This window comes from Facklamia sp. P12950 (genome assembly GCF_050409465.1).
Lineage (GTDB): Bacteria > Bacillota > Bacilli > Lactobacillales > Aerococcaceae > Facklamia.
The window spans coordinates 151199-172200 of the sequence record NZ_JBNUPK010000004.1 but is presented as its reverse complement, the minus strand read 5'-3'; the positions used below and the strand labels follow the sequence as shown (position 1 = coordinate 172200).

The 21002-nt window shown below is 36.3% G+C and carries 21 protein-coding genes and 1 other annotated feature; of the genes, 10 read left to right on the top strand and 11 right to left on the bottom strand.

Going from position 1 to position 21002, the window contains the following annotated elements; all coding sequences use genetic code 11:
- Positions 1 to 2911: Ig-like domain-containing protein (locus tag ACQV2Q_RS05215; protein WP_428882136.1), on the bottom strand; the 2911-nt coding region annotated here is incomplete at its 3' end.
- Positions 2912 to 3141: 230 nt separating this feature from the next.
- Between ACQV2Q_RS05215 and ACQV2Q_RS05210 the strand changes: the two genes are divergently transcribed.
- Positions 3142 to 3420: a hypothetical protein gene (locus ACQV2Q_RS05210; protein ID WP_428874424.1), complete on the top strand. Its 279-nt coding sequence runs from the start codon at positions 3142 to 3144 to the stop codon at positions 3418 to 3420.
- A 49-nt stretch (positions 3421 to 3469) separates the two neighbouring features.
- Here ACQV2Q_RS05210 and ACQV2Q_RS05205 read toward each other — a convergent pair whose 3' ends face one another.
- Positions 3470 to 4969 (bottom strand): C69 family dipeptidase, encoded by a 1500-nt coding sequence (locus ACQV2Q_RS05205; RefSeq protein ID WP_428882135.1) that lies wholly within the window; start codon positions 4967 to 4969, stop codon positions 3470 to 3472.
- Between the two features lie 146 nt (positions 4970 to 5115).
- A complete protein-coding gene (locus ACQV2Q_RS05200) occupies positions 5116 to 6327 on the bottom strand; it encodes a dicarboxylate/amino acid:cation symporter (protein ID WP_428876048.1) in 1212 nt (403 codons plus the stop codon).
- A 285-nt stretch (positions 6328 to 6612) separates the two neighbouring features.
- Between ACQV2Q_RS05200 and ACQV2Q_RS05195 the strand changes: the two genes are divergently transcribed.
- The 3 genes from ACQV2Q_RS05195 to ACQV2Q_RS05185 are packed head-to-tail and all read left to right on the top strand — an operon-like array spanning position 6613 to position 8692.
- A complete protein-coding gene (locus tag ACQV2Q_RS05195) occupies positions 6613 to 8037 on the top strand; it encodes a Y-family DNA polymerase (protein WP_428882134.1) in 1425 nt (474 codons plus the stop codon).
- Entirely contained in the window at positions 8034 to 8405 is a 372-nt protein-coding gene (locus ACQV2Q_RS05190; protein ID WP_428874405.1) for a hypothetical protein, read from the top strand. Before ACQV2Q_RS05195 ends, ACQV2Q_RS05190 begins: the two co-directional genes overlap by 4 nt.
- The gene (locus ACQV2Q_RS05185; RefSeq protein ID WP_428874407.1) at positions 8405 to 8692 is read left to right on the top strand and encodes a DUF5960 family protein; all 288 of its coding nucleotides are present in this window, start codon (positions 8405 to 8407) and stop codon (positions 8690 to 8692) included. Before ACQV2Q_RS05190 ends, ACQV2Q_RS05185 begins: the two co-directional genes overlap by 1 nt.
- A 215-nt stretch (positions 8693 to 8907) precedes the next feature.
- On the opposite strand, the gene ACQV2Q_RS05180 is transcribed toward ACQV2Q_RS05185, so the two are convergent.
- Complete coding sequence (locus ACQV2Q_RS05180; RefSeq protein WP_428882132.1) at positions 8908 to 9075, bottom strand: hypothetical protein; 168 nt, start codon at positions 9073 to 9075, stop codon at positions 8908 to 8910.
- A gap of 126 nt (positions 9076 to 9201) precedes the next feature.
- Complete coding sequence (locus ACQV2Q_RS05175; RefSeq protein ID WP_428882131.1) at positions 9202 to 10101, bottom strand: YitT family protein; 900 nt, start codon at positions 10099 to 10101, stop codon at positions 9202 to 9204.
- Positions 10102 to 10461: 360 nt separating this feature from the next.
- Between ACQV2Q_RS05175 and ACQV2Q_RS05170 the strand changes: the two genes are divergently transcribed.
- Positions 10462 to 10995 carry a hypothetical protein gene (locus ACQV2Q_RS05170; protein ID WP_428882130.1) on the top strand — a complete coding sequence of 178 codons (534 nt, stop codon included), beginning with the start codon at positions 10462 to 10464 and terminating at the stop codon, positions 10993 to 10995.
- A gap of 888 nt (positions 10996 to 11883) precedes the next feature.
- On the opposite strand, the gene ACQV2Q_RS05165 is transcribed toward ACQV2Q_RS05170, so the two are convergent.
- Both ACQV2Q_RS05165 and ACQV2Q_RS05160 read right to left on the bottom strand, forming a co-directional pair.
- Positions 11884 to 12534 carry a P-II family nitrogen regulator gene (locus ACQV2Q_RS05165; RefSeq protein WP_428874413.1) on the bottom strand — a complete coding sequence of 217 codons (651 nt, stop codon included), beginning with the start codon at positions 12532 to 12534 and terminating at the stop codon, positions 11884 to 11886.
- Positions 12535 to 12544: 10 nt separating this feature from the next.
- Positions 12545 to 14014 carry a DUF1538 domain-containing protein gene (locus ACQV2Q_RS05160; RefSeq protein ID WP_428874995.1) on the bottom strand — a complete coding sequence of 490 codons (1470 nt, stop codon included), beginning with the start codon at positions 14012 to 14014 and terminating at the stop codon, positions 12545 to 12547.
- A 224-nt stretch (positions 14015 to 14238) separates the two neighbouring features.
- Between ACQV2Q_RS05160 and ACQV2Q_RS05155 the strand changes: the two genes are divergently transcribed.
- From ACQV2Q_RS05155 to ACQV2Q_RS05135, 5 genes are all read left to right on the top strand, one after another.
- Entirely contained in the window at positions 14239 to 14619 is a 381-nt protein-coding gene (locus ACQV2Q_RS05155; protein ID WP_428874417.1) for a GntR family transcriptional regulator, read from the top strand.
- Complete coding sequence (locus tag ACQV2Q_RS05150) at positions 14612 to 15292, top strand: ABC transporter ATP-binding protein (protein ID WP_428874418.1); 681 nt, start codon at positions 14612 to 14614, stop codon at positions 15290 to 15292. The genes ACQV2Q_RS05155 and ACQV2Q_RS05150 overlap by 8 nt, the downstream gene beginning before the upstream one ends.
- Positions 15293 to 16048 carry a hypothetical protein gene (locus ACQV2Q_RS05145; RefSeq protein ID WP_428882128.1) on the top strand — a complete coding sequence of 252 codons (756 nt, stop codon included), beginning with the start codon at positions 15293 to 15295 and terminating at the stop codon, positions 16046 to 16048.
- A 13-nt stretch (positions 16049 to 16061) separates the two neighbouring features.
- Entirely contained in the window at positions 16062 to 17267 is a 1206-nt protein-coding gene (locus tag ACQV2Q_RS05140; protein WP_428882127.1) for a hypothetical protein, read from the top strand.
- Between the two features lie 338 nt (positions 17268 to 17605).
- Entirely contained in the window at positions 17606 to 17761 is a 156-nt protein-coding gene (locus ACQV2Q_RS05135) for a hypothetical protein (protein WP_428874421.1), read from the top strand.
- 106 nt (positions 17762 to 17867) lie between these two features.
- Here ACQV2Q_RS05135 and rpmA read toward each other — a convergent pair whose 3' ends face one another.
- The 4 genes from rpmA to ACQV2Q_RS05115 form a co-directional block, all read right to left on the bottom strand.
- Complete coding sequence (rpmA, locus tag ACQV2Q_RS05130; protein ID WP_090290150.1) at positions 17868 to 18158, bottom strand: 50S ribosomal protein L27; 291 nt, start codon at positions 18156 to 18158, stop codon at positions 17868 to 17870.
- A 12-nt stretch (positions 18159 to 18170) separates the two neighbouring features.
- The gene (locus ACQV2Q_RS05125; RefSeq protein ID WP_428882126.1) at positions 18171 to 18515 is read right to left on the bottom strand and encodes a ribosomal-processing cysteine protease Prp; all 345 of its coding nucleotides are present in this window, start codon (positions 18513 to 18515) and stop codon (positions 18171 to 18173) included.
- A gap of 2 nt (positions 18516 to 18517) precedes the next feature.
- Positions 18518 to 18829, bottom strand: a complete 312-nt coding sequence (gene rplU, locus ACQV2Q_RS05120) for a 50S ribosomal protein L21 (RefSeq protein ID WP_258436143.1) — start codon at positions 18827 to 18829, stop codon at positions 18518 to 18520.
- A gap of 36 nt (positions 18830 to 18865) precedes the next feature.
- Positions 18866 to 18936, bottom strand: a sequence feature (ribosomal protein L21 leader region).
- 81 nt (positions 18937 to 19017) lie between these two features.
- Positions 19018 to 20922, bottom strand: coding sequence for a M13 family metallopeptidase (locus tag ACQV2Q_RS05115; protein WP_428882124.1), 1905 nt, complete (start codon positions 20920 to 20922; stop codon positions 19018 to 19020).
- Between the last annotated feature and the right edge of the window lie 80 nt (positions 20923 to 21002).

The window sequence follows — 21002 nt, the reverse complement described above, 5'->3', positions numbered from 1 at the left end:
CTCCTTTGTCGCCTTTTTCGCCTGGATCTCCTTTGTCGCCTTTTTCGCCTGGATCCCCTTTTTCGCCTTTTTCGCCATCTTTTACAGTAATTATAGTAGGAGTTTCACCTGGATTGGTAATCGTAATGGTATGAGTACCATCGCCATTATCTACGACTTCTGCAGTTGGTGATTTTCCATTTTGTCCATTTTGACCATTTTGTCCATCTGGTATAAAGATAGTTTTATCAGATTCATAGTCATCAGTGTTTGGATTGTAAATTTTAATTGTAACATAATTACCATTTCGCCCATCTTCTTCACCCGGAGTAATTTCCACAATTGGTTGGGATGGTAAAAGCGGCTTTTCAGGATCAGCAGGTTTTTCAGGCCCTGGTATCACGGTAGACGTTCCATTATTATAATGAATCTCTACCCCACCGTCTTCTTTTTTAGTCGTTTTAGTAATCGTTACGAAATTATATTGGAAAATGTCTGGTCTGGCTTCTTGGATCGTCTCACGTGAAACTTCTTGCCAATATTTTCCATTTATTTCTACAAAGTTTTCATAAAAACTTCCATCTGAGTGTGTTGGTATTTCCTCTGGGTTAACATGCTTATATAAAACACGATATCTACCAGATCGACCCTCTTGAATCTTTTTGATAGTTCCAGGAGCTAAGTCTTTATTATATTGGAACTCAGAACCAAAACCTTCATCTTCAACTGTCATCTCATAAAGTTCATCTTTGACACTCGGATTAGGATCGGGTTCAGGCGTTGGAGTTTCGTCTTTTTGATACACATAGGTTATTTCAATTGTCTTCTCTGGTTTATAACTTCCTGTAGCAGGGCTACCATCCTCATTATATTTTGGATTGTTAATTAAATTTTTTATCTCAACAAGTTGATAGCCCTCTTTATCTTGTTTTTGCGTTCGATAAAACTCGTTCCATTTACCAGTTTGAGCCGACTTATCATCTTTTAAATCAATCACAATCGAACCGTCTGATTTTTTTGTTTGATAAATATGATGTTCTATGAATGATCCGGTTTCTTCTGTACTTTCACCTGTAGAGGATACACTTGTTTTGCCTATAAATGAACCACCCTGATCAATAGGGTTACCGCTTGGATTAGAGTCCTTATGAAGATAAGTGGTTACTCTTGGTTTTTCAAGTACATCAGAAGCACCTGGCGCATCCTCTACAAAGGTCATAGTGACTATGTAACGTTCATTTGCTAACATTGTTCCTAAATGGATACGGCTTTTATTGCCGTCATTCAAAATGTTACCTTTTTCTTTAGTTACCCTATAATTCTCACTATCGCCATTAAGGTCAGGGATTAGGCTATCGCGCATAATTTGAGAAGGATAGGCTGAATTATTTGATTTCTTAGGTTTCACTTTGTGAACTTCCAACGAATCAGGGTCAATATGGAATTTATCAGCTAAAAGTCGAATATCTGAATACCTTCCAACTTCTTCCCCACCATTGTTTAGATAAATAGTATATTTAAATAACTTCCGACCCTCTGAATCTTTCCCTAATTCACTAATTGCTTGAACTACTTTTTTATTCTTATTATTTCCATAATCCACAATTATATCTTGACTCTTGGTTTGATTTCCAATAATTACTGTAACAGGATACGATTTCTTATCAACTACAGCTGTATCTCGATTGGCCACCAGTTGATCATTAAAAGATCCTTTTATATCCTTGTTATGATCCACATATTGAGTGAATATGTAACGAGTGGTATTGGATTCCGGATCATAAAATGCTTGTGCAATTAAATTGCCTTGACTATCTAGCAAATGAACACTATTTCGAGGTACATCTATGCCTCCAGGTAATACATATTCGCCGTAGTTAACATCAAAAAAATCGCCTGCTTTAATAGCATTGTCTAATTGGTACTTACCAGTAAACGCAATTTTCCCCTGTGAAGTCGGTTGCAATTCATTTGGGTTATTCCCACCAAGTATTTTAAATTGCAAATCACTAAATTGGATTAAATCCTTTACATCTCTTCCTGTAGCATTTTGGATAGCAAACATTTGAAAGCCAGAGTGTTTTTCAGCATAATCAATCCCAGCTTGAGTAATTTTCTCCATCAAAACTTCTGCGGACGCATTTTGAAGGGTCTCTTTATCAACGCCTGAAAGGATTCCTTCAATTTCTTCAGCACTGTATATCTCTGCTAATTGTTGACGGATCACCGCCTCGCGATCAATTTCACCATCAATTAATTGATGAAGTTCACTTAAGTGACCATCTGATTCTGCCAAACTTTTTTCTTCTGAATTAACGATGGAGTCTGACTCATTGACTACACTTTCTTCAATCACAGCGGCTTCTTCATCAATGATTAGCTCTTCCTCTGAAACTATTTCTTCTTCAGTAGATATAGATTCTTCAGTAGAACTCTCAGTTGTCTCTTCAACTAAGCTGCCGACTGTTTCTGGAATAGAAGTTGAGACGCTCTCCTGCTCTACTGTTTTCTCATCAGTTGATGATTCCACACTCATTTCGGTACTGTTAGTCTCTGCTAACACTTCTTCACTATGAATCTCGTTAGAATCAACTGATTCTACAGTTTCTACAATTGCTGTTGATAAACTCTGATCAACAGCCGATATTTCTGCATCATCAATTTTAATGACTGCAGGGGTTTCAACTTGTTTTTTTACCTCAACCGGCTTACTTAAAGGTTGAATACCTTGCTCCTTATCATCATATCCTAATTCTTCAATTTGGGAAGTTTCCGTAGTGTTTTCTGCTGCTAAAACACTATTCGAACCCAAAAAGAACATACTTGAAATAGCAACGGATGCTAAGCCTGCACTATATTTTCTTAAACTATAGATTTTTTTCTTTCTAGCATTTTTCTTTTGTAACTCTGTAACGTTATTCTTTCCTAACATATTATTCCTCCTTAAAATATAAAATTAAATAATTTATGTAATCTTATTTTACTCCAAGCATTTGATAAAGTCCATATCATTATACTGAATAAAAAATAATGTCTCTAAAACATTGAACAACACCGAACTTTTTTAATTTAAGAGAAGAAAAAATCGTCGGATACTTTCCCAAAGTCTTATGTTGCGATTGGATAAATGATAAAGACGCGCCTCTCAAATAAGTAAAATACATTACTTTAAGCGCCCTAACTAGTCCAATCTATCAACCACTTCCAGTCGATAAATCTTTTATGAATGTGCGAACGACTGACTTCGTTAAAAGACTCTTTCGTCCTAATTCTCAAACTGCTGAATTAACAAGAACGATGATTGAATCTGCTTATCAAACCAATGTGATTGCCGATCACTCAAAAACTAATAATCAGACCCTACTCACTCATACAGCCACCCTCTTCTTTTGCTGGCTTCTTAGGCAGACTTTATCAAACCAAAAGACCCCCAACCGTTAGACAAAAAGCTAACGGTTGGGGGTCGGTTCCTATTTGCTAGACATAAAACTTATTGATCAGATCGAGCATAGGCATTCTTCATGCCATTGGAAGCAATATCTAATACCTTTTTAAGCGTCTGATGTGTTTCTTCTTGTAACATAGCGACCAGTTTATGATTGGCTTGCTCACATACTTGCTGACTTTGAGAGCTAGGGCTTGTTGCAAGTTTTTGATCATAGGCTTTAATGATTGCTAAAGCTTGATGGTCCACCTTGGACTGATAAGACTCTATCACTGTTTGCGTTTGATAATAATGCGCGTCCGCTAAAGCAGCAATCATTCTAGCAGACCAATACAGACTGTCCGTTGTGATTTGATCATCCGTCTGACTAAGATAGGCTGGAAATTCACTCGCTTGAGGATATAGAGGAATCATGGCGTTAAAGACATTTGATCCAAAAGCCATCCATTGTAGACTGCGATTGTTTTCCGGTATATAAGGCCGAATTTGAGTTAGACCTAAAAAATTATTGCGATTGATTCCAATTGTCCGGTAAGCGCCTCGCATTTCGCTTGAGCCCTTAGTAAGATATGGATCATACGGGGTTCCTTGGTAATGATTGGAAAGGATCTCTTTTATTTCTTGGACAGTAATTTTATGTTCAGGCACAAAGGACCATGGGATATCAAAGGATTGTGGTGTGTAATCTGCCTCTGAGCCTTCCCACTTATAAGTTGTTGGATTGAAAAAGCGTCCCATTACCCAAGCTCGTGGCGTGTTATATACTAAATCTGCGCCAGTTCTTGAGCCAAAGGCCAAACGTGGCTGAAATGGACCATCTTTTGATAAATCTAAGTGATTTTCTTGAATAAACTCTTTTAAATCAGCTGAACACATATGCTCTTTTTGTTGACCGAATGCATCTTCTAAATCAAAGGAATCTATTCCAAATTGATTAGGCATCACTACATAGGAATCATCTGGTACCCGTTTAGCTAACCAATGATGACCCCCTATTGTTTCCAACCACCAAATTTCATCGACATCTTGAAAAGCAATCCCATTCATCTCGGAAGTGCCGTATTCTTCTAACAAACTTGCCAACCGCTTTACCCCTTCACGAGCAGACCGTATAAAAGGTAAGACGAGCGATACCATATCTTCTTCTGAGATACCTCCAGGAATTTCTGCTTGATAACTATCGCTCCCCTGCTCACCCCTAGCTTCTTGGTAGCTTACCAATGGGTCAGCAGCTAACACTCGCGCATTGGAAGTGATCGTTTCGGTCGCAGTCATGGCAACATTTGCGGCATTGACCCCACACGCTCCCCAAACTCCCTGGTCTCCTACAGCATCAGGGGTCATACTATAAGCTAATGGGTCACTTGGCAACTCAATTTCTAAGTGAGCTAACACCGACCGATAGTGAGACGGATGTCCTTGACTATCGACTTTGACCATTTTTTTAACATTAAATTGTCCCGAAACAGAGTCTTCGTTTCGTGCGACAAGCGTTGACCCATCATAAGAGGCTTTTTTACCTACTAAAATTGTTGTACATCCCATATTAATCCCTCACTTTCATACTCCTATCTTATGCTTCTTACTTCTAAAAATAAAGTCTGAATAATGTATTTATTCTTAAGTATTAAAAAACTCCTCATTAGTTAGGTCGCTGGCTAACTAATGAAGAGCTTATTACAGTGCTATTTTTAGCTTTTAATCTTATCGGAATATATTTTATCAATAAAAACTGCTATGGCATTATCTCCTGAAACATTCGCTGCAGTACCAAAAGAGTCTTGAGTTAAATACAGCGAAATCATTAATTGTTGCATAGCATCTCCAACAATTCCTACCATTGGTAAGAATGGTACAGCTGACATAATAGCTCCTCCAGGTGCTCCTGGAGCTGCTACCATCGCAATACCTAACATGCAGATAAAGCCAAAAATTACACTAAAGCTGTGCGGAAGATCATACATTAATAATAAGGCTGTCGCACAGGAAGTAATAGTAATCATCGAACCTGCTAAATGAATAGTTGCACATAGAGGGACAACGAAATTACGAATTTCTTCAGATACACCATTATTTTCTGCACAATCTAAGTTCACCGGAATAGTTGCAGCAGATGACTGGGTCCCAACTGCCGTCATATAACCTGGAATTTGATTTTTAATGAGTCGTAATGGGTTTTTTCCAGCATAGCTTCCTGCACCAATGAATAATAAACTAACATAAAGTAAATGCATAATGATGACAATAACGAATACTTTCCAGAAGATAGATAGTACTGCAAATACCGATCCAGAATAAGACATATTTGCAAAATTTCCTAGAATATAAATTGGCAACAAGGGAATAATTACCGTTTCTAATACTTTAACTACCACTTCTTCAAACTCAACAGTCAATTGGTAAAGTACCTGTCCAGAATTTCGATTAGCCCGTAACCACGAAATAACAAGCCCCATCATAAAAGCCAGCACAACCGCTGTTGTAACTTCTAAAATAGGCGTTATCGGAACCGTAAAGAATGGAGTAGCTCCTTCTCCTGCTTCAGTAATCTTATTGACTAAATCACTGGTAATAAAACTAGGGAAAATACTTGTTGCCACAAAGTAAGCAAAAGTCCCCCCTATAAGGGTTGATCCATAAGCTGTTAAAGCTGTCATACCTAGTAATTTGCCTGCTCCTTCTGTAAGATCTGCAATTCCTTTAGTTACTAAACCAATAATCATTAAAGGAATAAAGAAACCTAAAAAGGCTGAAAACAGGCTAGATAAAGTAACTAAAATTCTAATAAACCATTCAGGAACAAATGGCAAACGCCCAATCAAAATACCCATTGCAATAGCTATCAGCAACCGACCGACTAAACCCGTTTTGATTTTAATTCTGTCATTTTTATTCTCTGACATTTTTTCCCCTCCATTTGGAATTTTTTAGCAAACTCGAGTTATTACTATGCTTATATTATACACGAAAAAAAGTTATATGAAAGCGTTTTTTAAATTATCTTATTTTTTAACTGTATTTTGCTGAATAGTAATAATTGTAGCTCTTTTTAAGAAATTTTATTTTAAAAACAGTAATAAAATACTCTTTTTAAAATGTTTCCTATCTCATAAAATTCTTTAAATTATTTTCGCTATTGACACGAACATCCGTTCGTATTAAACTGTTGCTTACAGGAGGAATTTGTAATGACTATTATTGATTATAGCCGTGAACCTAAATCTGATATTGCTTTTATCGATATGAAATCCTTCTATGCGAGCGTAGAGTGTGTTGAGCGTGGCTTGCATCCTCTAAGAACAAGCCTTTGTGTCATGAGTCAAACAGACACTTCTCAAGGTCTGATTTTGGCTTCTTCTCCCATTTTTAAGCAAGTTTTTGGGCGTAGCAATGTGGGACGAACTTATGATTTACCCTTCTCTCTTCATAATCGACGATTCAACTATCGCAACGCTCGACGTAATGGCTTACGAACGGATCCTGCCTATGTTCGTTATATTGAATCTTGGGCCAAACGTTCATTATTTGTGCCACCCAGGATGGACCTTTATATTAAAAAGAATATCGACATTTTAAAGCTGTTAACCCAGTATGCTTCTGAAGAAGATATTCTCCCCTATTCAATTGATGAAAGCTTTATTGATTTAACGCATGTTTTGAACTACTTTATTCCTGATCGTCAGGTGTCACGTCGAGACAAATTAGAAATGTTAGCTAGTAAAATTCAACTGGATATCTGGCGTAAAACAGGAATCGCTTCAACCATTGGTCTTTCTAATGCCAATCCTTTATTGGCTAAGCTCGCTTTAGATAACGAGGCTAAAAAGAAGCCGACCATGCGAGCAAATTGGTCCTATGAAGATGTTGCAAGCAAAGTATGGGCCATTCCAAATTTAACTGATTTTTGGGGGATTGGTAAGCGCACAGCCAAACGACTCAATCAGTTAGGGATTCATTCCATTTATGATCTAGCCCATGCTAATCCTGAACAATTAAAAAAGGAGTTCGGTGTAATTGGCTTGCAATTATTCTTTCATGCTAATGGGGTCGACGAAAGTAAAGTTAGTGAGCCTTATCGTCCGAAGTCTAAAGCTATCGGTAATTCGCAAATTTTACCCCATGATTATACTCAGCAAGCAGATATTGAATTGCTTTTGAGTGAAATGGCAGAACAAGTGGCCATTCGTTTAAGACGGGCTGGCAAAAAAGCACAGCTGGTCTCTGTCTCTGTCGGTTATTCCAAAGCAGTTGACCTATCTCCTCTTCGAGCTCAAACCAAAATCGATCCTAGCCAGCAAACAAAAGTCTTAACAGCCACTGTGATTGAGCTCTTTCGCTCTAAATATAAAAACGGACCCGTTCGCCATATTGGTGTTCGTTATTCGGGCTTGGTAGAAGAAAACATCCATTACTTTTCGCTTTTTGAAGAGCCAAGACAAATATCAAAAGAAGAGCGCCTCGATAAAACAGTAGATGCTATTCGAAAACGTTTTGGCTACGTCTCTGTTTTAAAAGCTAGCGCCTTACTAGAAAGTTCTCGTTCCATTGCTCGAAGCAAGTTGATGGGTGGTCATGCAGCAGGCGGAGCAGGCGGATTGGATGGTTTAGAATGAGTGTAGATCGGTCTTACTTATCATCTAAAGCTGCACGTCAATATCAAGATCGCAAAATGGCTAAATGGATGGGCTTTTTCTTATCAGAACATAGCTCTGCTCTGTCACACAGCTTTACTGACTCAAGCCCGGCCAGACTGTCTCCTAAGGAGAAATTTCTTTTACTCAGCCAAGCCTATGTTCAAAAACTCTCCATTAGCCTTATTTATCAAGGCAATCATCCAAATAAGGCCCACCAATCATTTACCGGCACTCTTAAAGAGCTAAATCTAGACCATTGTGCGATTGAAGACCCCCTTTCTAGAAACTATCTCCTTTTAGCTTTTGAACAAATTATCGATATTACACTTGCTGAGGAGGTGGAATAATGAAAACCAATGACTACCACCATAATCAAACACAATTTGATTATTTCAGTGAAAATTATCAACGATTTCAAGAGGATTTCTATCGTTATTCTAAGCTGAAAGTTCCTCTTGCTTTTCTAGAGGATGAGTTATTACGAATGATGTCGGCATCAACCATTAATTATTTTCGTATCCCTCAAAAACACAGTCTCGACCAACGTACTCACACTTTTGTTTTCAAGGTGCGTACCGATAAGCGCAACCATTTAATTCGCATTTACCAATATCAGTATCATTATGTTGATTAAAGTTCTACCCTCAATCCCAGCCTATCAAGCTAGGATTTTAGTGCTATCCATCTTTCTATTCAAAAAGCCCACTCATTTGAGTGAGCTTTTTTCTAAGCTTGATTAGCAAACTGACTTTAATAGCCGTCTGCATAACATCCATTAGCTACTTAAAGCAAATCATGTTTCCTTTTTCACTAATATTACCATTCTTCATCAACAAGATAATATCGGCATTACAAATGGTCGATAAGCGGTAAGGCATTACGAAGGAGGTCCCCCTCCCTTACCTTATCCATACCTTCTTCATTTAATCTTTCTAAAAAACTATCGACTGAAGAACGTACTTCATCCAATGCTAAGATGGCTGGATTAAAGAGCACAGCTCGATCAATGGTATCCATTGCTTTTGAAGCAGGGAAATATTATTAGCTTCTTCATTTATTTCCTTATGTAGCAAGATAAAAACTCGATTAAAAAGGGGGCTTCACCTTTCAATCGAGTTCCTTAGATCAATTAATTACTAATGGTTAATGGTATCTATTTTTGTGTGGACTTTCATAGGAAAAGAAGGTGAATCCTTCACCAATCACTTGTTGAACGTCTGAAATAGTGACGAAGGCTTTGGGGTCAATTTGAGTCACTAATCTTTGTAATTGAACAACCTGATTACGATTCACTATTGCCAGTAAGACTTCCCTTTCTTGCTTAGAATAGTAACCATATGCCCTAAATACAGTGATACCTCGCACCATCTCTTTAATTACTATATCCGCAATTTCTTCTTTCTTAGAGGAGAATATCATCACGGACTTTCGACGGTTGACCCCATCTGTCACAAAGTTTACGGTCTGACTCGCAATAAACATCATCATGATCGTCACAATCGTCATATCTACTCCAATAATGAAGCTGGAAGCCAAAATAACTAGCATATCACACATTAACAAACCAGCAGAGAAACTGATTCCTAGATACTGCTGCATAATCATTGCGACAATGTCCGTACCAGCAGTCGTCCCGTTGCCTCTAAGAACTAAACCAATACCTGCTCCTAAAAGAACTCCACCCGCTACAGCTGGAATAATAATATTAGTTGCAATATAAGGGGCTGGTTGGATAACATTTAAACAAAAACTTAAACAAGTTGAAGCATAAATTGTATAAAGCAAGGTTCGCCTACTTAGATATTTCCATCCAACCACTAATAAAATGGCATTAACGATGAAGTTGCTTGTACCGGTTGGTATTTTAAGTAAATAATAGGCCAACATAGAAACACCCGTTACACCACCGTTACCAAAATGATTAGGAATGAGGAAATAATTAACCCCATAGGCATAAACAATGCAACCTAAAGTCATTATCAAAACAGAATAAAGAATCCCTTTCGGTGTTATTTCAAAATAGTCCATTACTTTTTTTACCATTGCCACCACTCCTTTACTATCAAGGATATTATACCCTTTTTTGACAAGAATGTAATCACTTTCAAGTAGGTTTTTAAAATCTTAGTAAATTATAATCAATCATTAATTTATTTTATTGTTTCAATAGTTATTGACAGCGCTGAGTTACCATTCCTAATAATTTGCAAAAGTAATGATGGTATATTTTTTCTCTTGTTAAGACTTTTATTTAAGTTAAAAACAATAAATTTTTATACAACAAATTTAATTATTTATATTTTTTAAAAAAAGAATTGTTATATCTGATTTTTTTGTATATACTATTAACAATAAATTTTTGAAAGATGGTTGGTGTTGATGTGTGCAAAGAATAAGTTGAGTGTGATAGCAGTAAGTTTAATGATAATGGTAAGTTCTCTCTTTAATTTTGATGTTAATGCCCATGCAAGTACTTCAATAAAGGAAACAGCTAATGTTAATGATAATGTTGTAATGGATTTTTATAAAGAAAATTCAGAGTATTTTGACACTTCGGAAAATGGTGATGAGACAGTTGTAACTATCACAGATGATAAACTTATAAAGTATTTTAATGATCTAGGAATAGATACTTCTAAATTTTCAAATGATAGTACTAGCATGTTAAGAAGACAAAGTAACGGGGTAACAAAGTTGGTATGGCATGGAAAAGCATCAAAAGGTAATGTGGATGTATATATAAGTGTGTCAACGTTTAGTATTCTAGGTGGAGCTGGTACGGGAGTTGCAACAAGATTTATACTTATGTTGTTACCACCACAATTTAAACTTGCAGCAGCGGCTATAGATGGAGCTATTGGTGCTATCGGTTTTTCTGACTATGCAAGAGTATTTGTTGTAAGAGGATTTCGTTATCAATACAATTATTTACAATAATCGTAACTTAAAAGGATCATTAGGTGAATTTTATGAAGAAACTAAGCAAAATAATAAATGAGTTACTTTTTGTAGGAGTATATATTTTGGTAAGCGTATTAATATCATTTTTCCAAGGGAAATTAACGATTTCATATTTTTTTGATAACTTATTGTATAGAATAATAGGATTTGTGTTTGTGTATTCATTATTTTATTTTGTAGATAAAAAACATAGAAAGGAAAATAATTATGAAAAAAAATAATTATATAAAATCAATATTAATTCTAACTATATTTTTAGGTCTATCAACTATATCTGTTTCTGCTGAGGAAAACGATCTAACAAAAGAGGATTATATAACTACATAATCTGTTTCTGTTGAAGATAATGATCTAACAAAAGAGGATTATATAACTACATAATCTGTTTCTACTGAAGATACAGATGTAACAAAAGAGGATTATATATTCAGGTCGAAAGTTTGGCCTCCGCGTACTCTTTTTGTAGAAGTATGGAAAGTGGTACCAACTGACCCGGGTCCGGTCCCTAGATCCTATAAACAATGGTATGTAGAGTATAAGAACGGCATAAAATATGAAGGATATATATCATGGACAGGTGCTAAAAAAATATATACTGTCGCTCCTGTTAAATTACAATTTTTATTTAGAGGTATCATAAGATTAGCAAAAATTTAGCAATACTAAAAAGCAAGATAAATTATTAATTTAATTCATCTTGCTTTTTTAATATTTATTTTTTCAAAAAATGGCTTTTCGAATTGACACTATATTAAATAGCTTTATTTTCGGTGTTACGACAAACTTCTTTTGTCATTTTTCCCTTTTAATAAATGTATCATAAGCTAATCATTCGTCTTAATCCACTTTTTTAGTTTTACATAATTAGTTTATTTGTTGGAAAAGCCCGCTTACATCGTTGACATCGATAGTAAAAAGGATTCCCTTACCCGGTTGGTCAATATCCATGGCTTTAGAAACTTTTTCAATGATTTCAGGCACTTTTTGTGTCTCAACAATCATTAAGACAAGCTCTTTTTCCGGTTCAATTTGAACATTAAAAATCTTAGGAGCTTTCTTCGAACCTAGTCCTCGACCATGGAGGATAGTTGCTCCACCTGCTCCTTCTTCACGAGCAGTTTCCACTACTTCATCCCCTGAATCACGATCAACAATTGTAGCTACTAATTGATACTTACTCATTTCTTGACCTCCCTCATTAAATTCATGCATTAACTGGTGACTGCCATAGACACTACTTGTATTAATTGAAAAGAGAATGCCCTTTCCTTTTTTAGGTAATTCACACTTTTCGGTTAAGACTTGATGAATTCTTTCTTCATTTGAATGATCAACCAACATCAATAAGGCTTCACGCTTGGAATCATTCAAACCTAATAAATCTAAGAAAGGATTGGCAACTGTTCCTTCTGCTTGAAAGATCGTTCCACCGGTGGCTCCTGCCAGGCGTGCCTGCTCAAGGTAATAGGAGGCTGTACCCTTCTTAACAATTGCAAAAAATAAGACTGTCTGCATAAATACCCTCCTATGCTATTTTTTCTTGTTTTAATTTCCACTTATAGATGATTCCGAGTAATAATATCATGACGATTGGCGCCATTGCAACCGTTGCGATGACACCAAAGCCATCCGTTACCACATCTGCCGTTGGAATCCGATCCGCTGCCCCTTGTGCAAAGGACAGGATGAAAGTTGCCGTCATTGGTCCGGAAGCTACGCCTCCCGCATCAAAAGCAATCCCTCCAAATAAATCATCTACAAAAAAGGATAAACAGATGGCTAAAAGAAAGCCAGGTAATAAATAATACCAGATTTGAATACTAGGCACTAGGATACGAACCAGTGACCCACTGACAGCTAGGCCTACTCCAATAGATAGAAAGACAAGTAAAAGTTTATTCTTAATAAAACCACCCGTTACCGCTTCAACTTGGTCTCCCAATACGTGAACGGCTGGCTCAGCCAAAACAATCACCAAGCCCATAATCAAACCAATTACGGGTAACCATGCCTGATAGTCACGCGCTAACATATTACCTAGAAAACGCCCCATATCCATAAAGCCTTGATTGACACCTATTAGAAAGAGAACCAGTCCAATCAAAGTGTAAGTAACCCCTTTGATAATCCGTTTGAGTTCACGCTTTTTGAGCTTAAATTGTTTCCAATTCATAATCGCAAACAAAATGGCTAAGGGAGCGAGGGCCATTAAAGACTCAAGCAAGGTGTGTCCAATAGCCAAAAAGAATGGGGCAATAATTCCCTCCGTATAACGATAAACTTCTGCTTGCCCTTGGAAACTTACTCCTGTAATAACTGATAATAAAATAACTGCTAAAATTGGCCCGACACTCATGGCACCTACTAAACCAAAAGAATCTTCCTCAGCCATGTGCCCCCCTTTACGAGATGAAACAGCCGCTGACAATGCTAAGATAAAAGGTGTGGTTAAGGCACCTGTCGTGGCACCTGACGCATCGAAAGCAATGGCTATAAAATCATTAGAAACCAATAAGGCCATTAAGGCGATCAACCCATAAGCAATTAAGAAAAAATACTTAATCGAAAAGGAAGACAAAATCCGCACGATACCAAAAGCAATTAAGAAGCCGACACCAAGTGAGACCATTGCAACAATCACCGTTGAAGTAAGAGCTCCTCCCATCGCATCAGCCACCTGTTGGCCTAAAATAAGTAAATCAGGTTCTGCGACCGTGACCGAAAAACCAATTACAAAGGCTAGCCCTGTAATGGCCCAAATATTGGGAGCATCTGCTACACTTTTCCCCATCAAATCTCCTATAGGACTCATACCAACTTCCACACCAAATAAGAAGATCGTTAAACCTATAATTAAAAAGACAGCCCCTATTAAAAAACGAATCATCATATCTGCCGACACATTGACCATGGTCAATGAAATGATCACAACTATAAGTATAATAGGCAGTACAGAAGCTAACACTTCTTTTAATTTATCGACTAATAAATCCATAACATTCCTCCTTCATAAATATTATTTCTCCTTCATCATACCATAGCTTAGCTTGACTTTTGCTTAAATCTTTATCACCATTCATTCCGTTCATCTTTTACTTGCATTTTTACCTTCATACCTTGACTTAAAAGTGTATGACTCGTATAATACACTTAAACAAGCTGTATTATGATTGTGGGACACATCTTGGAATATAATAAAGCTTTAATGGAGGTAAAATAATGAAACTTGCACCCAATCTACCCATCTATACCCAAATTATTACTTGGGTAAAAGATCAGATCATCACAGGCAAATATACGCCGGGTTATCAATTGCCCTCAAGAAGACAATTAGCAAAGGAATGGAAAGTCAATCCCAATACCGTTCAAAAGGCATTTAAAGAAATGGAGGACTTAGGTATGATTGTTACTCAAGCTCAAAGACCTAGCACCATAACAACTGACACGCAATTAATTTCTCAACTTAAATATGAATCCATTGATCAAGCCATCGAAAACCTAGTCGATGTTTTAATTCCCATGGATTTGCAATTAGAAGATATCATCCAACGCCTTACCCATAGCTATCAAATTAAAAAGGAGGCCATTAACCATGATTAAAATCGAAAACCTCAACAAGTCTTTCAGTAAGCATAAGGTCCTTAAAGACATCAATTTAGAAGTTAAACCAGGTGAAATCACTGGATTGATCGGCATTAATGGTACAGGAAAATCGACCCTCATTAACTGTATTGCCAGACTTTTGCCTTATCAAGGGGAAATTTATATTGATGAAATAAAATTGCGAGATGCTAAAGCTAGAATATGGCATGTTCCCGATTACCTCAACTTTCCCCCTTCGATGACGGTTAAAGCATGCAAAGAATTTATGTACAATCTCTATCCTGCTTGGAATCCTACTAGAGCACAAGATATCCAAGATTTTTTCCAATTAGAAGATAGTAAGCGCATTAAAGAACTATCCAAGGGGAATCAAGCAAAACTTAATTTAATGTTAGGCTTATCTTTAGAGGCAGATTATCTTCTGTTAGATGAACCCTTTGCTGGCATCGATGTCTTTAGCCGGGAAGAAATTCTTGAACTCTTTGGTTCATTTATCCAAAAAGACTGTGGTGTCTTAGTAACCACTCATGAACTTTACGATGTCGAACACTTTATCGACCGAGCCGTTTTAATGAGTGAGGGCCAAATCAAACACTCTATCTATTTAGAAGATATGCGTGAAAATGAAGAACTATCCTTAGTTGAATGGTTAAGAAAGGAGTTAAATTAAATGAAAGAAATATTAAGTTTAACTTATTTTGAAATACAAAGACAGAAACTTTACTGGTTATCCATCGCTTTAATCTATCTCGTCCTATCCTTAATTTCTATTAATAATAATATACAAAGCAATTTTCAACAAAATATGGTTATTCAGCCAAGTATATTGCTGAATATCATAAATATCGCCTTTATTATCGGAGTTATTAGTACGGCCATTGCGACCCTTTTAGTCTGGTTAAAAGATTGGTTTAGCCAAGGTAAAATGATTTCTCGCTGGTTAGCTGGCCCTTTTAAACGCTCCAGCCTCTACCATGCAAAATTTCTAAGCCTCGTCTTTTATTTTTTCCTGAATATTTTATTCGTTTATTTTACAGTATATGTTTTTCATTTTCTCTTACAAATGATCTTACAAGAGCGGTATTCAAATGATATGCCCCTCTATCTCGTTTTCAACTTTTCTTATTTCACCAATCTTTTCACCGAATCCATCTGGGTATCGCTTGTTAATATCTTAGCCTGGCTTGCCTTGATTCCAATCACCCTTCTATTTGTACTGCTTGAACGCGCCTATTCCTGGAAATGGTCTGTCCTCTACTTGCTCATCCTAGTAGCAGGAACATATCTTACTGGAAAACTCATAGCTTTTGGTATGCTACCTACTAATCTCGAGTTTCATGCGTTTTATCCACTCAGTTTTATCCTTGTAGGAAGTATCACTTACTGGATTGGCAGTCAATATGTCGCAAAAGATCTGCATATTTAAAGGAGGTAGACAGATGAATTATTATAAACAAATGATTAAATACTTTGCAATCATTGGCATGGGTTTAATCTTATTAGTAGGAAGTCTCTATGGTCTTAACTCGCCGATTATTGGGAAATTAACCTCAATAAAAGGAGATGAAAAACTAACCAATCTACCTGAAGAGTATGTCCAACTAAGTAGTCAAAACAGTTTCTTCTCTCTGCCAGAAGAAATGTTCCAAAATAAAAGTGGAGATTTTCAGTTGAGTCGTTCAAATCTTAAATTCAAAAGCCTTGATTTTGAGGGAAATAAAGAATTAAAAGCATTAGCTAAAGAAGCCCCCAACTTTTTCAAAGGAATAGATTCACTAGAACAAATCTATCAAGGAGATAAGCACTATTTCTGGATTGAAAGTGATTTGTTTTCTAATGAAGAAAAACCCATCAAAGTTCACTTTTTAGACTTTACAAATAAAAAGGAGCTTATCAAAGATATTCCTACAATCAAATCTTCAATTAAGGACTCGAATAAAATCTATCTGCAAAATGTTCAAGTCCGACAAGTTGATGGTAAATATTATCTAATGTGTCTTTACAATATCGAATCGGGAAACAGCAATAGCGACAAATTTTCCTTTAAAAACAAAATTACAATTTACCAACTTGATGAAGTCAACAAAGAAAACCAATTTAAACTCATTAATGAAGAAGACTATACTGTATATAGTGATGAGGAAACTCTAGCTAAAGATGTTTGGTTCAATAGTCCATTCTTAAGTAGTAACCTCTCTCTTGATGCTCCCTTTATTCAAACTAGCTATAATCTTGAAAATGACGAGAATGGTCCCTTCTTTCTGTTTGATTTTAAAGACCAATCATGGCAAGAAACTAAAGTAACCATTCCAAGTTCAAATAGCTTCGAAATCCTGACTGCTGACTCTAACCATATTTATATCATCGAATATCAAAAAAATAAGCCTCACTTTGGCCGCTACTCAATAAAGGAAGATAATTATATCGGTGAGATTCCGATTGAACATTTTGAATCTTTGGAAGTTGGGCTAGGCATTCAAGTGATTGACTATAACAGTAAGGGGCCATCTCTTCTCTCCCTCAATGATTCTGGCAAGAAATATTATGGCTATTACGATTTAAACACCGGACAAAGCCAGTCACTCTTTAGAATCGATTTTCCTAAAGAGTATCAGAATTATTTAGATCTTTTAATTTGGAATTAAAGAATCATACGCACCCATATTGTACTTTAAAGGAGGCTGACTAATGTCACAGCCTCCTTTTATTTTAAAAAAGTTATGCCTTTAATTTTAAAAGAAAACCATTTCCTTTTTATTACTTAAAGTTACATTATAATTAGATATTTATTTATGCTTCTTAGCTATATTCCCCATCAAATAGTCACTTTAAATTACTGGAAATATTTTAGCCATCAACTATTTAAAGAGGAAGTGAAATGAAAGAGGCTTTTACGGCTGGTGAGCATGATGACCTCGGGTGACACAACTGCTTTGCGCAAGGGAAAAAGAAAGCAGAAAACTAGAGGAAGAAATTTCAAAATTTGAGAAAATACTTCAATCAAAAAAGAGCAATTAAACAGTCAACAGAAGATGAGTTAATAGCCGATAAAAGCAAAGAATCAGAAAGTATTATTTTAATTGATAAGACAGACTTTTATAATATAGCATTCAAAGAAATTGAAATAAACGACCAATGATGACTACGGCTTAACTATCACTTCAACAAATCATTAGACAAACAAAAAAGCAGTCTTAGTTTAACTAGGACTGCTTTTAAGATGTTAGGCATTTTAAAAACTTCGATTAAGCTTCAACAGCTACTGGGTAAACTGAAACTTTCTTAGCTTTTTTACCCTTGCGTTCGAATTTAACGATTCCATCAATTTTTGCAAATAATGTATCATCGCCACCACGGCCAACATTTTCGCCTGGATGGATTTTTGTTCCACGTTGACGGTAGATAATTGATCCACCTGTTACTTCTTCACCGTCGCCAACTTTAGCGCCTAAACGCTTAGCAATGGAATCACGACCGTTCTGAGTAGAACCTCCACCTTTTTTAGTAGCGAATAGTTGTAAGTCTAATTTCAACATAGAGAGCACCTCCTATAGTATAGTTTGTTTAATCTGGATATATTCGGGATAAGCTTGTTCTGTCACTTCTAAAGCTAAAATTAAATGACGCATCAAAAGTTGCACATCATGTTTTAACTTCTTTTGTTCAATCCATGGTAGTACGAGCTTGAGATAACCACCTTCCATTTCATTAACAGTGGTTTCTACAGGCACTTGCAAGAGTTGGTAAAGAGAGTTTTCTACTGAAATAACTTGGCTAGATACTGCGGCACAGACAATATCTTGTCCATGTTCACCATAACCAGCATGTCCTGTCATTTCGATTTCTTTAACTTCTTGACCCTCTTTTGAAAGGCTGATTTGTACTTGAATCATGATTAAGCCTTAATCGCGTTAACAGTTAATTTAGTGTATGGTTGACGGTGTCCTTGCTTACGGTGAGAATCTTTACGACGTAAATATTTGAAAGTAACCACTTTCTTTTCGCGTCCTTGTTTCTCAACAGTCGCTTCTACACTTGCTCCAGCAACTAATGGTGAACCTACCTTTGTTTCACCTTCACCACCTACTAAAACGACTTCATCAAAAGTTACTTTATCGCCTTCAGCAACGTCTAGCTTCTCAACGAAGATTGTTTGTCCTTCTTCTACCTTAATTTGCTTGCCGCCTGTTTTTATAATTGCGTACATTCAAGCACCTCCTATTATTAGATTTTCGGTATAAATACCTACACTTAGACTCGCCAACTTGAGTGGCTAATGCACTTAAACTCAAGGATGAGCGGTTGCAGTTGTGGTGCTACACAAATACAACATTAGTAGGATATCAGAATTACTTTAGACTGTCAATAATTCTAAGGAAAGATATCTTTGGTAAATTACCAAATGCGAACGCGCTCCTCTGGAGCTAGCCACATGCCGTCCCCTTCTGACGTTTCAAATGTTTCATGAAATTCATCAAGATTCTTCACTTGGACATTGGCGCGTAATTCTGCCGGTGCATGAACATCTACTTGAAGCAACATTAATTCATACTCTGGACGCGCTTTTTGACACCAAATACGGGCCCAATTGATAAAGAACTCCTTATAATCTGTTTCTCCTTCATTTTTTAAGGCATTTAATGCAGCTGTCAAACCACCTCCATCTGCAATGTTTTCAGAAACGGTTAACTTGCCATTTACTTTCCCTTGGCCAAACGGTATACCATCCCATTGATCAACCACCGCTTGAGCTTTTTGGTTAAAAGCTTCAAAGTCTTGCTCAGCCCACCAGTTATTCAAGTTACCATTTTCATCAATTTTAGCGCCATTATTATCGAAAGCATGCGAAATCTCATGAGCTATGACAGCTCCAATTCCTCCATAATTCGCCGCTCTTGATTGATCCAGACTATAGAAAGGAGCTTGTAAAATAGCGGCTGGGAAACAAATATTGTTTAAAGTGGGATTGTAATAGGCGTTCACTCTATCTGCTGGCATCAACCATTTATCTCGGTCCACCGCTTGCTTGTATTGTGAAAAATGGTCCTTTTGATGAATCCTCTTTAACGATAAACAATTTTTAAAAAGAGAGCTCTCTGCATTCACTTTTAAGTCTTTATAATATTCTGGATAGTCGTTTGGAAAGCCAATTAGATAGTTAAATTTTTCTAACTTTCTAATTGCTAATTGAATGGTTTCATCACTTAACCATTGGTTCTTTTCCAATCTTTTTTTGTAAACTTCAATCATCGCTTTGACCATGCTCTCTATATCCCTACGAGCTTCGAATCCTAGATATTTTTTGCCATAATAGGTGCCTATCACTTGATCAAACAGATCCCTTACTAGGTAAAAATAAAATTTTTTCGCTTTCATCGGTTCAGGCGTTCCCGATAGAGCCAATGAAAACTCACTGCCTTTTAAACGAAAATCTTCACCTAACACTCCGGATAGGTCATTAATTGTGCTTACTATTATCCAAGATTTAAGAAGTTCAATATTATCCGACTGAACAATTTCATCTAGATGTTCAAAAAAAGAAGGTTGAGTAACAATAATTTTTTCTGGCACTTCTTTGATAATCTGCTTAATAAAAGAATCAATTGCAATTTCTTGACAATAATCTTTCACTTCAGCAATGGATCGTACATTATAATTTTGGGTATAGTCCGCTAATTCTTCTTGCGTTTTCTGATAGCTAGCTAATTTACGATCAAATTCTATACAGTTTTTTACCCATTGTTGACTTTGGTCCTTATTATAACCAAGACTTATTAATAATTTTTCGCTTTGTTTTTGGTATATGTTCAAAAGAAATTGTCCTTTTTCATTTTCTTCATCGTAATATGGAGTATCTGGCAAAATTAACCTTGGGACATCCATATAAAGGCAATTTTGTTCCGCATTTTTCATGTCTGGTTCAACGGATAAGTTAATTAACGAAGGTAATTTATAGTTTAATAGTTCCACCATTTTAGCTGTAATAGCTTGATAATCTGCTTGTGAAAGGATACTATTTAAAAAGTCTTTAGCTTCTGCCAAATTGTCTTTCTCTTGATGTTCAAAATCAAGTGCTTTTTTATAAAGCTTGATAAACTCTAACATTAAAGGATCCGTAGTAGTTAGTTTCCCTTCAACTAACGCGTTGATATCCTTCAAACAAACTTCTTCAACTTTCTCGGCTAATGACATAAATCCACCTGTAGCTGGTTTGTCTGAAGGAATCACCGCTTCTTCTAGCCATTCCCCATTTACCGCTTGATATAAATCATCTTTTAATAAAGAGTGATTGATCGCCATAATAATTCCTCCTCTTTTGTTGTTTTATTCTCTTAATTATAACATTTTATTTCAAATGCATAAAAAAACCGGGAAATAGT

Excerpts from the sequence above, each read along its gene's own strand:
- rpmA (WP_090290150.1), bottom strand. The coding sequence starts at position 18,158 with ATGTTGAAATTAGACTTACAACTATTCGCTACTAAAAAAGGTGGAGGT.
- ACQV2Q_RS05185 (WP_428874407.1), top strand. The coding sequence starts at position 8,405 with ATGAAAACCAATGACTACCACCATAATCAAACACAATTTGATTATTTC.
- ACQV2Q_RS05140 (WP_428882127.1), top strand. The coding sequence starts at position 16,062 with ATGAATTATTATAAACAAATGATTAAATACTTTGCAATCATTGGCATG.
- ACQV2Q_RS05160 (WP_428874995.1), bottom strand. The coding sequence starts at position 14,014 with ATGGATTTATTAGTCGATAAATTAAAAGAAGTGTTAGCTTCTGTACTG.
- ACQV2Q_RS05145 (WP_428882128.1), top strand. The coding sequence starts at position 15,293 with ATGAAAGAAATATTAAGTTTAACTTATTTTGAAATACAAAGACAGAAA.
- rplU (WP_258436143.1), bottom strand. The coding sequence starts at position 18,829 with ATGTACGCAATTATAAAAACAGGCGGCAAGCAAATTAAGGTAGAAGAA.
- ACQV2Q_RS05190 (WP_428874405.1), top strand. The coding sequence starts at position 8,034 with ATGAGTGTAGATCGGTCTTACTTATCATCTAAAGCTGCACGTCAATAT.
- ACQV2Q_RS05180 (WP_428882132.1), bottom strand. The coding sequence starts at position 9,075 with ATGGATACCATTGATCGAGCTGTGCTCTTTAATCCAGCCATCTTAGCA.
- ACQV2Q_RS05150 (WP_428874418.1), top strand. The coding sequence starts at position 14,612 with ATGATTAAAATCGAAAACCTCAACAAGTCTTTCAGTAAGCATAAGGTC.
- ACQV2Q_RS05155 (WP_428874417.1), top strand. The coding sequence starts at position 14,239 with ATGAAACTTGCACCCAATCTACCCATCTATACCCAAATTATTACTTGG.
- ACQV2Q_RS05115 (WP_428882124.1), bottom strand. The coding sequence starts at position 20,922 with ATGGCGATCAATCACTCTTTATTAAAAGATGATTTATATCAAGCGGTA.
- ACQV2Q_RS05205 (WP_428882135.1), bottom strand. The coding sequence starts at position 4,969 with ATGGGATGTACAACAATTTTAGTAGGTAAAAAAGCCTCTTATGATGGG.
- ACQV2Q_RS05195 (WP_428882134.1), top strand. The coding sequence starts at position 6,613 with ATGACTATTATTGATTATAGCCGTGAACCTAAATCTGATATTGCTTTT.
- ACQV2Q_RS05175 (WP_428882131.1), bottom strand. The coding sequence starts at position 10,101 with ATGGTAAAAAAAGTAATGGACTATTTTGAAATAACACCGAAAGGGATT.
- ACQV2Q_RS05200 (WP_428876048.1), bottom strand. The coding sequence starts at position 6,327 with ATGTCAGAGAATAAAAATGACAGAATTAAAATCAAAACGGGTTTAGTC.
- ACQV2Q_RS05165 (WP_428874413.1), bottom strand. The coding sequence starts at position 12,534 with ATGCAGACAGTCTTATTTTTTGCAATTGTTAAGAAGGGTACAGCCTCC.
- ACQV2Q_RS05125 (WP_428882126.1), bottom strand. The coding sequence starts at position 18,515 with ATGATTCAAGTACAAATCAGCCTTTCAAAAGAGGGTCAAGAAGTTAAA.